Below are 13310 nucleotides of genomic sequence, written 5' to 3'. Positions count from 1 at the left end.
AATTGTCGCCGGCGACACTGCATCCGGAGGCAGCAAGCGAGGTTGCGCTGGATCAACCGCGGGACGGCGCGAAATCACGTCGGCGTTATCGCTGCCGGCCTCTTCGCGTAAACGTGTTCGATCTCGTCTGCGAAGCGGCGTTCGAGCGCGGGCCGCTTGTTCTTCAGCGTCGGCGTGAGCAGACCTGCGGCAATGGTCCATGGATCCAGCGTCCACCACACCGCGCGCGGTGTCGCGTAGGACGGATAGGACTTCACGGCCGCCGCAATTCGCGCCAGCAGCGCGGCCCGTTCCGCAGCGCCGCCTTGCTGGCCGCGCGCAGCCAGCCTTTCCTTCTCCTCGACCCAGGCCTTGGCATTGAGCACGACCAGCGCGGTCAGGAAGGGCCGCTGCTCGCCGACCACCAGCGCCTGCTCGAACAGGGGATCGGCGAGGATCGCCGTCTCCAGGTCCACCGGCGCGATCTTCTCGCCGGTCGAGGTGACCAGGATGTCCTTGAGGCGGCCGGTGATGGTGATCCGCCCGTTCTCGATGCGGGCCTGATCACCGGTGTGCAGCCAGCCGTCGGTGTCCTTGACGCGGCGCGTCTCGTCCGGCTTGTGCCAGTAACCGATCATCACGCTGGGGCCATGCACCAGCAATTCGTCGTTCTCGCCGAGCCGGACCTCGACGCCGTCGAGCACGTGGCCGACCGAGTGCGGATCGTTGTCCTCGATTGTGTTGACGGAGACGACCGGCGAAGTCTCCGTCATGCCGTAGCCCTGGAGAACGTCGAGCCCGAGCGCGAGGAACAGGCGGATGACGGGCTCGGCGATCGGCGCTCCGCCGGAGATCGCGACGCGCAGGCGACCGCCGAGTTGCGCCAGCACCTTGTCGGCGACGAGGCGCTTGAGCATCGGCCAGACCAGCCGGTCGAGCAGCGATGGCGCGCCATGCCGCTGCCGCGCATCGAAGTGCCGCCCGCCGACGGTGATCGTGAGATCGAGCAGCGCGCGCTCGACAATTCCGGCCGATGCGCGGTGCTGCATGATCAGCGCGTAGATGCGCTCGTAGATCCTGGGAACCGAGACCAGCACCGTCGGCCGCACATGCTTCAGGTCCTCCGAGAGTTGCGGCACCGAGCGTGCATAGGCGACACACGCGCCGGCGGCGATCGGATAGTAGTAGCCTCCAGTGCGCTCGAAGGTGTGCGAGAGCGGCAGGAAGGACAGGAAGACGTCGTCCGGTGCGGCCGCGATACGGTGCGCGATCGCCTTCACATTGGCGACCACGTTGCCGTGCGACAGCATCACGCCCTTTGGGCGCCCGGTGGTGCCTGAAGTGTAGACGATGGCGGCGAGATCGCCCGGCTCGACCGCGACATCGGGCAGCGGTGCGCTCGCGCCGGGTGCCTGCGCGAGCCAATGGTCGAGCCCGACGATGCGCGCATCCGGCGTGATGAGCCCGCCCGCGTCCGCGCAGACGACACGCTTGAGATGGTCGAGCGGCTGGCCGGTCGCCACGATCGCCTGCCAGCGCTCCAGCGTGTCGACAAACAAGAGCAGCGCGCCGGAATCGATCAGGACGTAAGCGATGCTGTCGGGGTTGTCGACGGCGTGCATCGGCACCGGGACCAGGCCGCGCGACAGCGCCGCCTGGTCCATCGCGATATGCGCGATGCCGTTCGGCATCAGGATCGCGACGCGCTCGCCGGTCACGAAATCCTCCGCGGCCAGAGCACGTCGCCACAGCTCGAATTCGGCGTCGATCTCCCGCCAGGACTGGCTGACCCAGCGCTTTGCACCCGCGTCGAAATGCCGGTAAGCCTCTGCCGCCGGCGTCGCCTTGACGCGCCAGCGCAAGAGCTCCGGCAAGGTCCTCACCTTTGAAAGTGGGTCCGGTTGACTGATCGGCTCCGGCATGGCGTCCTTTCGCAACTCGATCGATTCCCCACCCATGTGGGGTGTCGACACTAGGCCGGCCAGTTCCCGCCGCTTTGATCCTCAGCAAGGTGGCCATGCTTTGGAGCGATCCATGACGCACGACCGCCTGTTTCTGCTGAGCCCGGGTTTCGAGGACCCGGCCTTTCCGGGGCGCCTGTTCTATTGCTGGCATTGCGCGCTGATCGAGGGCGTGCTGGCCTCTTTTCCTCTCCTTGCCGCAAAGCTCGACGTCGAGCGCATCCCGTGGCCGCGCCCGCGGCAGCCGGTGATCGCGCTGGTCGGTGAACAGAACCAATCGCTGCCGCTGCTGGTGCTGGCAGGAGGAGCGACGTCGCCGCACCAGACCGGCAGCCATGAGGGCCGCGCCTTCATCGCCGACAAGGACGCGATCCTCGCCGCGCTCTCCGAACGCCACGGCTTTCCCGATCCGCACCCATGAGAACATCGCTCGCGCGATTGTCGTGTCCCGGACGCGGTGCATCGTCCGGGAGCGCTTCGCTCATCCGGGGCGACAGGTCGCAAAACGAGGGAAGATCGGCATTGCGCATTTCCGATAGCCTCGCATAGTCGCGTCCAGCCCCGACCGAAAGTCACTCCATGCCCCACGCCCTTCCCGCCCTCATCGTCATCGACGTCCAGCGCGCGTTCGACGAATGGGAGGCGGCGGGAAAACGGCGCAACAATCCCGATGCGGTAGCGCGGATCGCCGATCTGCTGCAGGCGTTCAGGGCCCACGGCGCGCCGATCATTCACATCCGCCACGAGGGCACGAAGCCGAATTCGTCGTTCCTGCCTCAAGGCTCCGGTTATGCCGTCAAGGACGAGGCGCGCGAGCAGCCGGGTGAGCCCGTGATCGTCAAGCGCGTCAACAGCGCCTTCATCGGCACCGACCTGGAGGAACGCCTGCGCGCAGGCAACATCGGCACGGTCGTGATCTGCGGCGCCACCACCAATCATTGCGTGGAGACGACGACGCGGATGGCCGGCAATCTCGGCTTCGACACGCGCCTCGTGCGCGATGCGACATGGACATTCGAGCGCATCGGCCCCGACGGCGACAAGCATTCCGCCGAGGAGATCCATGCGATGACGCTGTCGAATCTCAACGGTGAGTTCGCGCGCATCGTCACAAGCGACGACGTGACCGCGTCATTCGCGGCCAAGTGATGGCGGCAATGCGATCACACCGGTGATGCGACAATAGACCTCACGACGCAGCATCATTCGCGGCGAATCCTGCGCTGCGTGCTGCGTCGTTTCGACGCCCGCAGCTTCCGGGAACGCAGCCGGCGCCTATCTGTTGTCCCACGACATTCAACTGGAGTGATGACATGAAGTATCTCATTGTCGCGATGGCGGTCGGAGCCGCGGCGCTCGCCGGCGGATCGGCGGCAAACGCGGCCGGCAGTTCAAGCGCGAAGCAGAACGCGCCAGCGGGCCAATCGACCGACATCAGCGCGCAGCACCGGCACCATCATGGACACCGCCATCACCATCACTGGCGTCCTCATCACCGCCATCACGGCTACTACCGTCCGCACTACCGCAACTACGGCTATTACCCGCGGCATCACGGCTATTACGGCGGCGGCCCGTACGGATATTACGGCGGTGGTCCCGGCGTGACCTTCAGCTTCGGCGGCGGACGCTGGTGAGACAAGAGGCCCGCAGAGATGCGGGCCTCTTTCATTCCCGCAGCATCATCGCGGCCGTGTCCCGGCCGCTGGCCAGCGCCGCTTCCACCGTGCCCATGTCGGGGCCGCGATAAAGCGCTTCACCGGAGAACAGCACCAGCCCATCGGCACGCCCGAGAACCGCCTGCGCCGCGCGCGTCCGGGGCGTCGCCCAGGAATAGGCGCCACGGGCGAAGGGATCATGCGCCCAGTTGATCGCCCCCGCCGCCACGAGCTGGCGCGCGACATCGTCATGCGACAGGCCGAAGATCGCGGCGAGCGAACCGAGCCCGGCCTCGATCAGCCCTTGCGGACCGAGGCTTTCCAGCACCACCGTGCCCGGACCGCCGAACCAGCCGGTGAGCACGGCATGCTCGCGCGGATATTGCGTCCACCACACCGGGATTCTCTGGTCGGACAACAGGAAGGTCATGCCCGCGAGATCCTGTTGCCGCTCGCGCCACCATGGCTTCGCGAAGCGCAGCACGATCTTGATGACATTGCCGAAGCCGATGTCGTCGGCAGCGGCAAGCTTCTCGCGCGCGCTCGCCGGCAGAGCGATCTCGCGCAGCAGCGGCAGCGGCACGGTGAGGATCGCACGGTCGCAGCCATACACATCGCCGCCGGTGCAGCGAACCTCGAGCATGCGGCCGTTCTCCTCGATCGCCGTCACGACGGAGCCGAGGTGAATGGTCACGCCGTGCCGGCGGCAGTCGGCGGCCAGAAAATCGATCAGCGCGCCATAGCCGCGATCGATGCGCGCCTGCGTCGCGTGCCCGCCGTCCATCCATTCCTCGGCCAGCGCCAGCGTCGAGGCGCGCTCGGGGTCCGCCGCGTCGTAACCCTCGACCATGCGCTCGATCGAATGGCGCATCGGCGCGTAGTCCTCGCCGGCAAAATGCCGGCGCAGGAATTCGGCGACGGGGAGATCCTCCTTCAAATCCCGCAGCAAGGCTTGAAGCTCGGCCTCGTGGGGATCGTCGCGCTCCTCGCGCGAGAGCGCCGTTCCGTCAAAGCTCCACTGCTCGCCTTCGATCTCCTGAAGCGACAGTCCGGCCTCGCGCAGCAATCCGCGCGTCACCGGCGCCTCGCCGTGGACAAATTCGGCGCCGCCCGCGGCGGGATAGCCGAATTGTTCAACCGGCAGCGGGTGGATACGGCCGCCGCAGCGCGAGCGCGCCTCCAGGACCGTAACTCTCCGGCCAGCAAGTGACAGCTGACGCGCCGCCATCAGGCCGGCCGCGCCGGCACCGACGATGACGATATGCTCCGGGGAAGTCGACATGCCGACGCTTCACCGGCTCGCGGCTTGCGGATCGTTCCTGATGAGATAGCGCAGCAGCAGGACGCCGCCGCCGAGATCGCGCGTGCTCTCCAGCGTCATCGCCGCGATCGGCGCGCGCTTGTCGCTGTCCGCCTCCGTCGACGAGAACACGAAGGGCGCGCCCGTTGCGCCGTCGATCGCAGGGCTGAGGATCAGGTTGAATTCGTCGATCAGACCGGCGCGCAGGAACGTGCCATTGGCGACGCCGCCGCCCTCTACCAGAAGACGCTTCACACCGAGCTCGCGGTTGAGGATATCCACCGTCAGCGCGAGGTCGATCTCGGACTTGCCCGCAAAGATGTAGGACACGCCCTCGCCGCGCAGCCCTGCCAGATGCGAATCCGGCACGCTCTCGGTCAGCACGACGACGATGGGATCGCCGCCGATGTCCGAGCGGCCCCAGCCGATCTTGCCCTGCGCGTCGAGCACGACGCCATAAGTCTTCGCATCGCGCCGCGCGAACCAGTTTTCGCGCGGCAGCATCGCATCGGTCGCGGGATAGGGCTGGCCCTTGGCGAACTCCGCCCCGGTGACCCGGCCGATCACCCAGGCATCGCCGCCGAGCTCGTCATGGATCTTCTCGAACCAGTCCGTCCCCGCCCCCTTCGGGCGCCAGCGGCTGGGGTGGGTGCGGCCGTCGAGGCTGGAATGCATCAGACAGATGACATGGGGCTTCATGCTTTCCTCCGAGCGCCGGGCGTCACACTGCCGGACCCTTGATCTTCTCGTCGCCCCTGGCGCGATCGTTCACGATCACCGCGAGCGGATTGAGCTTCGGCGCCGCGACCAGCTGCAGCGTGTTGGTGTCGCGATGGTTGAACGGCGCACCGCGCACGAACAACGCGGTCTGGATCAGATAGGTCCAGCTGCCATCGTCGTTGAAGGTGATGTCGCAGCGATAGGAATCGGTGCGGAAGGCCTGCTCCAGGAAATCGGTCGAGCAGATGCCGTAGGCGGTGTCGCCGCGCCTGGCGGTGACGGAGATCGTCTTGTCGTCGGATGCGGCCTTGCCCGAGGCCAGCAGCACCTGCCCGCGCGGTATCGCCAGCGTCTGCATGATCAGCCCGGTCGCAGGCTCCCACAGCCAATAGCCGACCTGGTCGTGAAAGGTGATGTCTTCCTCGGGCGTGTTGATGTGGATGTGATAGCGCAGGCCGTAGAACAGCTGCGGGCCGTTGGCCTGCGGATCGATCGGGTCCATGCGGATGCGTTCGATGAAGGTCCGCCGTTCCGGCCCCTCCGCCTTCGGATTGATGTCGATGCCCTTGTCCGCCTGCCAACGGCCTGCGAGGCGGCGCAGCGGACCGAGATTGGCAATGCCATCGGGCGAGACGTCCTCGGGTTCGGTGAAGATGTCGGCGGGAATGGGCAGCATGGCGTCCTCACAGCAAGTTGCGGGAACAGCCATAGCATGGAGCAGCGAACCTGGCGCGTGCTCAGGCCTCACAATCGCGAATGGACATCGGCGTCGTGCGCGGAGCGATTGTCGGGCGTTTAGGGAAGATCGTGCATTGCATGTCGCGGTAGCATCCGCGGGGGATAGGAGGGATCGCCTGCCTCGGCGATCCGGAGCCGAACCTGTTCGATTCGGCTCCGCCGCCGGCACGTTTAGTGGCGGTGATCGCGCACCTCGGGTTGATTGCGATGATCCCTGACGATGGTCTGGTTGCGATGGTCGCGCACGATGGGCGGATCGCGATGATCACGCACGATGGTCAGCGCGCTCGCGGGCGTCACCGCGCCTGCCAGGGTGATCGCTGCGAAAGCCACGAGGATGGTATTGCGCATAAGTCTTGTCCTTTGCCTGGTGGATCACTGCGAACCACCCGAGCGCAAAGCTAGATCGACCTGCGAGGAAGATATGTGTCAAGCGTCACGCGTCACGCGCCGAGGCTCGGTGCACCACGCCAGCTTGCTCCGGTCGGGCTGGCGAAGTCGCTGACGTTCCGGTGGTGCCGGAGACCGCTCTCAAGCCGCTTCCGACACCGATTTCGCACGCTGCTCGAGCACGCCGATGGTGGAGACGAGATTGTCGCGCCGCGCACGCAGGTTTTGCGCAAGCAGCGGATAGGTCGGCTGGTGCACGTCGAACACCCCCGACTTGGCTTCCTCTTCGAGAATGTCGGTATTCAAGAGCCGAACGCGCCACCACAAATCGGCGATCAGCGCATCGAGCCGATGTTCGCCGGCAGTACCAGAACGGGACACTTCATGCATCGCTTGCCTCAACCTGAAACGGGCCTCTCTACCGAGGCCCGGCTTTGGTCGAGACTGAGCAAGTGGGGTGCCAGGAATGGCTGGGCGCGATCGACGTTTGACCAGCCAGGACTGCAAATTGACAAGTAAAGGTTGAGCTGATTGGATCTTGCATTTTGGAGGGCAATTCATGTTTCGGGGCATAGCGCTATTCTGCGCTCTGGCGGGCGCGATATTCGGAGCCGCGGGCGCGACCTACGCCCAAGCCGCTCCGCAGGCCGTCACCGTTCACATCGTCAATTCCGCCAACGACGCGCTCGCGGTCACGACGATCGAGCCACGGCTGAGCTGGCCTCTGGTTTTGCAACGCAGCGACAAGGGTGAAGAGGCCGCCGACGTTGAGGTCAACGTCACGCACCTGCTGAGCACATCGGGGCGGTCGCAACAGCTCGTGCTGCAGAGAGATGACGGCAGCGCGTCCGACGGCAGGCTGACACTGCCGGCCGGCGGACAGGCGGTGCTGCATGCGGTCGCCGATGTCCCCGAAGAAGGCCTCTACAAGGGCGAGATCAGCCTCCTGATCGGCGGCAAGCGTAGCGCGGTCGCTTTCAACGTCACCCGAGCCGTCCGTGAAGTTGCGGTCGTAGGTGCGACCGGCGGCGCCCTGCAGATGGCGACGCCTGATCCCGGCCTGAGATGGCCGGTGGTGATCCGCCGCAACGACAATGCCGAAGGAGCGCGCAATGTCATGGTCGAACTGGGTAACCTGATCGCGCCGTCCGGTCGGACGGTGGCGGTCGAACTCCGCAACGGCGATGCGCTGGTGACCCCAAGCACGCCGATCACCCTCCAGCCGCTCGGACAGGTCGGGCTTACGCTGGTGGGCAAGCTCCCCGAGGAGGGCCTGCACAATGGGGAGATCGGCCTCGTGGTCGACGGCAAGCGCTTCTCCACGGTGCTCAAGATCACCCGTAACCTCAAGGACAGCGCGGTGCGCATCGAGGATATCGCGCAGACGCACACGACCCTCGACCATAACGGCATCCGCCTGCGCCTGCGCCTGCAGGAAGCCGAGGAGATGGACACCACCGTCGACCTGCCGACCCTCGTGAAGCTCGATCGCAAGGAAAGCAACACGCTGATCCAGGCCAATTACGAAGGGCCGCCGCAGGTTCTAGCCGAGGGCAAACCGCTCTCCTCCAGCCTGACGCTTCACCCGCACCAGACGCTCGATCTCGCGCTTCTGATCAAGGGGCTGACCGAGCCCGGCAATTACGCCGGCGTGCTCCGCGTCTCCTCCCCCACCCGCAAGCAAACGGACAAGGCTTTCGAGCTGAGCTTGCGTCGCGGCATGGAGACCGCGATCGTGCTGATCCTGCTCGGCGTCATTCTCTCGACGCTGGCGCGGCTTTATTACACGGTGGGCCGCAGCGCCATCATAGCGCAGGGTGATGCCATTACGGTGCGCGATGACCTGACGCGCTTCCAGAACGCCAATCCGGATCTCGTCCCGGCCGAGCAGAGCGTGTTGGCTTACTTCCTGCTGCGCCTCGAGGCGGTGCGGCGAGGCAATGCCGACCCGCGCCTGGGCACCGCCGAGGCCCAGGTCGACGAGATCCGCCGCAAGATCGAGGTCTTCTTCCGCTGGATCGAACTCCGACGGAAGCTCGACGCCGTGAAACCGAAATCGATCGGCGACGTCGTACGGGCGCAGCATCAGGACGTCCGGAAGGTCCTGGTGAATGACGGCGCTGCAAAGACGGTCACCGATCAGGCGCTGGCCGACTTGCAGACCTACGCGACCAATCTCGATAACGCCGTCAAGGCTCAGCTCAACGATGCCATCGCGGCGCTGCAGAATGAAATCGCCACCCTCAGCGACGCCGAAAGACTCGATCTGCGAGGTACGATTGACGCGCTCGCTAGGGCCCGGTCGGACGTCACCGCTGGAAACATCGAAGCCGCGTCCACCGCGCTCACCACCGCGCGCCATGCCTATGTGCAAACCGCCATCAAGTCGCTGAAGGACAGCCTAGACCCCAAGAAGCGCGCGCTCGGCTTCACTCAAGCGGCCTGGGAGGCATTGGTTTCCGATTACATCGCCCGGCTCAACTCGATTCAGGCGGAGACCGACGCCGAGCAGAAGGTGCGCGACTGGGACAAGCTGCGCATCGAATGGCTGCAAACGCTCGCCGAGGCACTGTTGCGGGATATCGACGCCTACGACGCGCGCGCCCGCGCCACCACTCCCCCTGCGACGCCGGACCCCGCAGCTCCCGACCCGGTCACCGCCCACACCAGATATGAGGCCGCAAGAACCGCGCTGAAGCCGATGGACAGCCTGTTGCTGGACAGGAAATTCCAGGACGCCGGCAAGGCCTACGACACGGCGACCCAGGCTTACATGGAGGGACGGGCGGCCATGAAGGAGTCGATCACGCTGGGCGTGGCAGCCGGCTCCACCGCGGCGCCGGCGCCGAACAACAGCGGCGAGATCCCTGACACGGTGATGCAGGGAGCCTGGAACGAAATCGCTTTCGTGCTCGGCGCTCCGACCACCGCGGCGGAGGCGAACAAGCGCGTGATGATGGCCGAAGGCCTGCTGTTCCTGCTGATGGTCGCGCTTGCCCTCGTGATCGGGCTCAAGTTCCTCTATTTCGACAATGCGGCGTGGGGCACACTGACCGATATGGCGGTCGCGTTCCTGTGGGGCTTCGGCCTGCACCAAGTCGGCGGCACCGCGTTCCAGGGCGTGCAGGGCATCGCACAGCAAATCGTGGGGAAGTAGCCGATGCCCGGCCTGATCATCCGGCGCAACGATTTTCATCTCGGCATCGCCGCCGAGAACGCTGGCAAGATCGCCCTCGTCTTGCGATGGGGCGGCACAATGAAGTTAGCCATGGTTGCAGCCGACGATGTCTTGAATCTGCGGGAGGATCCTGCCCCCGCAGCTGCTGCGGCGGCCCTCCTCGCAAGGCTCGACATTGCGGATGAATACCGCCGTTACCTCGCAACAGCGCTGCCGCCCGACCGGGACCGTCTCGATCGCCTCACGCTGCAGATCGACGAGCCGCGGGTCTGCGATCTGCGATGGGAAGGTTTTTTTCACTTCGCGATCCATGGGCCGATGATCGGCCTGCCCGTCGTTCGCCTGTCGGCGACGCGCCCTCGGATCGGCCAGATTTCGCTGACATTTCCCCTCCGGTTCCTGGAATTGGGCAACGCGGTGGTCGGCGTCCAGCAACTGGTGAATAGAGCCTTCGGCGGACCACCCAATCCCGAGACGGCGCGTCTGGCGAAGGGCGAGGCCCGGGATTTCGCCAACGCGACCCTGCCGAATGGCTGGCCGATGGCCGATGTCGTTCACATTGGTCCCGACGCCTTGGAGATCGTGGCTGAAACCATGATGAGGACGGCCGATCCCGAGGCTGTCGGCACGCTGGGCTGGCTCGCGCGCGTGAGCGATGTGTGGCGGGCACGCCTGATCATCTTCGATCAGCCGCAAACCATTTCCCCGACGCTATTGCGGCGCCTCGCCGCCGCTTTGGTCAGCCGTGGCGGACCCGCTGTCCTGATCGGACCGCTTCCGTGGTCGCCCACGCAATTTTATGAAGACCTGTATGCCGCGTTGATCCACGACAACCCGATCGACCAGGCACTCGCAGTCGCGCTGAGGACCGGTTGGTACAGCGCCGTCTCGTTGTTTGCCGGCAGCGGGCGCGAGGAACTGATCCGTGTCTCGATTCCCGGCGAGGTCCTCAACGAATTCGCAACGGGATTGAGCCAGCCTGATCCGGACGCCAGCCTGCAGGCAACCACGGAGCTGCGTCAGATCGTCCAATCGCTCGGCGACCCGGGCTCGGTCGAACAGCGGTTCAGCAAATCGAGGGAGGCGTTAGATGCCTTCCGCGGGAACTGGCAGCAGTATGAATTCGATCTGAGCGAACGCCGAGGCTACATTCCGCTCGTCGAACACGTCGAGAATATCCGGGCTGCCATGCGTCCGCCGTCGACCGGAAGCGCGACGGTGTCTCGCGCGCCGACTCCTCCGCCAACCAGCGAGCGCTTTGTGAATCCAGGCCTGTGGTCGATCGGGACGGATGCGAAGATGCATCGCATCGATCCCGCCGGCGGCGGCGTGCTGAAACCGGACGAACCAATCGTGCTGGGCATTGAGGTCGGCCCCAAGGACGCGACCCTCACGATCCTGGGTGCGCAGGCGCTGTTCGAGGAGCCCCTCCGTTGGGACGACGGCCAAGATGGCGTCTGGCTCACGGTCGGCTTGAGTGGCATCGACTTCGACGTATTGGGCGATCCGGTGCAGGAATTCTGGCTACCCCGCACCGGCGCCTCCGAACGGGTCGAGTTCACGGTCGTGCCGCGCAGGGACGGTGCGTCGCTGCTGCGCTTCTGCGTGTATTACCGCGCCGATCTGCTGCAATCGTACCGGCTCGCCGTCATCGTGGGCCATAATCATCCCCTGGCTGCCCAGCGTCGCGCCGCGCTCGCCACCCTGATGGACGCTGGCGAGACAGATATCCCCGACGCGATCTACATGGCGCGCCTCGAATATGCCGCGACCGCCGACCTGCTGACACGACGTGAGGTCCTGCAGCGCGACGTTGCGCTCAGCATCTTCGCCAACGATATCGACGGCCGCGAGGTGATCACTGCGCGCAGCAACGAGACGTTCAGCGTCCACGCGGAAAGCGCCACCGCCGGGAGCGGCAAGCGCATCCGCGCCCTGCTCGAGAAATTTTCGAGCAGCGAGGTGGGGAGCGACAAGCACTATGCATTCCAATACGGCGCCGATGGCCATACGGGGACGAAGCCGCAGCTTGACGCGGCGCTGAGGGCGCTGGCGGTGGAAGGCTGGGACCTCTACAGCAGCATTTTCGATCGCGCCACACGCGAGAAGCTCGAGCCTGAGCTTGCTGCCGGCAACGCCATCCACGTCGGCCATGCACTGCTCGCCAAAAGTCTGCCATGGGCCCTGGTCTATGACCGGGAATACGACGGCGAACGCAAAAGCGTCGACGGGCAGCTCGCGCAGCACACGACTTGCGTCGCCGGCCTTGGGCCGGGCGAAGCCGGCTTGCCGGCGCAGTGTGGAACTCACGCCGATTGCCCGCTCCATCCCGCGCACCTGCAGGCGCAAAAGACAGCGGGAGATGAGCTTGCCGCGGAGAACACCGTGGTCTGCCCGCGTCATTTCTGGGGATTCAGGCACGAGGTCGAATTGCCGCCCATGCAGGTCGATGCCGGCGACAGCGCCCTGCCCGACCAGCGGGATGCCATCGCTGCCGCCAATCCGGCCGCGCTGATGATTGGCTATAATGCCAAGCTGCCGCGCGCCGCCGGTCACCTCGATAAGCTGAAGAACGCGCTTCCGGGCTACGCCATTCGCAGCGCGGTACAGCTGGAAACGACGGATCGGGATGCTTTCAAGGCAGGCCTCAAGGGCGCCACCGCTGCCCTCATCTATCTCTTCTGTCATGCCCGCGGCGGCCTCGCGGATCCGACGATCGAAAAGCCCTATGTCGAACTGCAAGGCATCGCCGATCCCGAACCCGGGGCGCTCTATCGCGGCGATTTCAGTGTGCTGAGGCTCAAGGGCCATCCGCTGGTCTTCTTCAACGGCTGCAACACCGCGGCATTCAGCCCCGACGCGCTGTCACCACTGATCGAGGCGGTGGTCCGCGACGGCGGGGCATCCGGCGCGATCGGTACGGAGATCCCGGTTTACGAGGACCTCGCCGCTGAATTTGCCTCGCTGTTTCTGCGTCGCTTTCTCACGGGCAAGACGGCGGGCGCCGCGATGCTGGAGTCGAGGCTTGAAATGCTCGGGCGCCTCAATCCGCTCGGGATCGCCTACACACTCTACGGGTTCAATAATTTGAGCATCACGCAGACGGCGGAAACAACGTCTCCCGGTTGATGCGCTTGAAATCGTCCGCGGCACTGAAAGCGCCGGCCGATCGGACCTGATGGTTCCGGAATGAGTTTGCCTGTGAAAGCGTTGGTGCCCAGGGGCGGAATCGAACCACCGACACTGCGATTTTCAGTCGCATGCTCTACCAACTGAGCTACCTGGGCGTGCTCCAAGAGAGGGGCCAAAGCCCATCGAGCGGGCGGTTTATAGTGGGCTCGGGGCGGCCTGTCCACCCGGCTTCGCCAACAGGCTTCGCCGGGCGC

11 protein-coding genes and 1 tRNA gene are annotated in these 13310 nt (G+C 65.5%); 5 read left to right on the top strand and 7 right to left on the bottom strand.

All coding sequences use genetic code 11. From position 1 onward, the window contains the following. Positions 1-74: 74 nt before the first annotated feature. Complete coding sequence (locus Q0743_RS05640) at positions 75-1901, bottom strand: long-chain fatty acid--CoA ligase (RefSeq protein ID WP_298240609.1); 1827 nt, start codon at positions 1899-1901, stop codon at positions 75-77. A 112-nt stretch (positions 1902-2013) separates the two neighbouring features. Here Q0743_RS05640 and Q0743_RS05635 point away from each other — a divergent pair, with 112 nt between their 5' ends. From Q0743_RS05635 to Q0743_RS05625, 3 genes are all read left to right on the top strand, one after another. Continuing rightward, the gene (locus Q0743_RS05635; RefSeq protein ID WP_298240592.1) at positions 2014-2361 is read left to right on the top strand and encodes a DUF3088 domain-containing protein; all 348 of its coding nucleotides are present in this window, start codon (positions 2014-2016) and stop codon (positions 2359-2361) included. A gap of 158 nt (positions 2362-2519) precedes the next feature. Beyond that, positions 2520-3089: a cysteine hydrolase family protein gene (locus Q0743_RS05630; RefSeq protein ID WP_298240591.1), complete on the top strand. Its 570-nt coding sequence runs from the start codon at positions 2520-2522 to the stop codon at positions 3087-3089. Between the two features lie 164 nt (positions 3090-3253). Beyond that, complete coding sequence (locus Q0743_RS05625; RefSeq protein WP_298240590.1) at positions 3254-3577, top strand: hypothetical protein; 324 nt, start codon at positions 3254-3256, stop codon at positions 3575-3577. 31 nt (positions 3578-3608) lie between these two features. On the opposite strand, the gene Q0743_RS05620 is transcribed toward Q0743_RS05625, so the two are convergent. The 5 genes from Q0743_RS05620 to Q0743_RS05600 all read right to left on the bottom strand — a co-directional run bounded on the left by Q0743_RS05620 (position 3609) and on the right by Q0743_RS05600 (position 7136). Further along, on the bottom strand, positions 3609-4880 hold the full coding sequence (locus Q0743_RS05620; protein WP_298240589.1) for an NAD(P)/FAD-dependent oxidoreductase: 1272 nt from the start codon (positions 4878-4880) through the stop codon (positions 3609-3611). Between the two features lie 9 nt (positions 4881-4889). Continuing rightward, entirely contained in the window at positions 4890-5597 is a 708-nt protein-coding gene (locus tag Q0743_RS05615; protein WP_298240588.1) for a dihydrofolate reductase family protein, read from the bottom strand. A gap of 22 nt (positions 5598-5619) precedes the next feature. Continuing rightward, positions 5620-6294 (bottom strand): heme-binding beta-barrel domain-containing protein, encoded by a 675-nt coding sequence (locus Q0743_RS05610; protein WP_298240587.1) that lies wholly within the window; start codon positions 6292-6294, stop codon positions 5620-5622. A 233-nt stretch (positions 6295-6527) separates the two neighbouring features. Then, complete coding sequence (locus Q0743_RS05605) at positions 6528-6707, bottom strand: hypothetical protein (RefSeq protein WP_298240586.1); 180 nt, start codon at positions 6705-6707, stop codon at positions 6528-6530. 180 nt (positions 6708-6887) lie between these two features. Then, positions 6888-7136, bottom strand: coding sequence for a hypothetical protein (locus Q0743_RS05600; RefSeq protein WP_298240585.1), 249 nt, complete (start codon positions 7134-7136; stop codon positions 6888-6890). A gap of 169 nt (positions 7137-7305) precedes the next feature. Here Q0743_RS05600 and Q0743_RS05595 point away from each other — a divergent pair, with 169 nt between their 5' ends. Both Q0743_RS05595 and Q0743_RS05590 read left to right on the top strand, forming a co-directional pair. Continuing rightward, positions 7306-9903, top strand: coding sequence for a hypothetical protein (locus Q0743_RS05595; RefSeq protein ID WP_298240584.1), 2598 nt, complete (start codon positions 7306-7308; stop codon positions 9901-9903). Between the two features lie 3 nt (positions 9904-9906). Next, positions 9907-13053, top strand: coding sequence for a CHAT domain-containing protein (locus Q0743_RS05590; RefSeq protein ID WP_298240583.1), 3147 nt, complete (start codon positions 9907-9909; stop codon positions 13051-13053). A gap of 82 nt (positions 13054-13135) precedes the next feature. Here Q0743_RS05590 and Q0743_RS05585 read toward each other — a convergent pair. Beyond that, positions 13136-13211: transfer RNA gene (locus Q0743_RS05585), tRNA-Phe, on the bottom strand. Positions 13212-13310: the final 99 nt, after the last annotated feature.

Origin of the sequence: uncultured Bradyrhizobium sp. (assembly GCF_936943645.1) — a bacterium.
In the GTDB taxonomy this organism is placed as follows: Bacteria; Pseudomonadota; Alphaproteobacteria; order Rhizobiales; family Xanthobacteraceae; genus Bradyrhizobium.
This window is presented reverse-complemented; position numbering and strand designations above follow the sequence as displayed.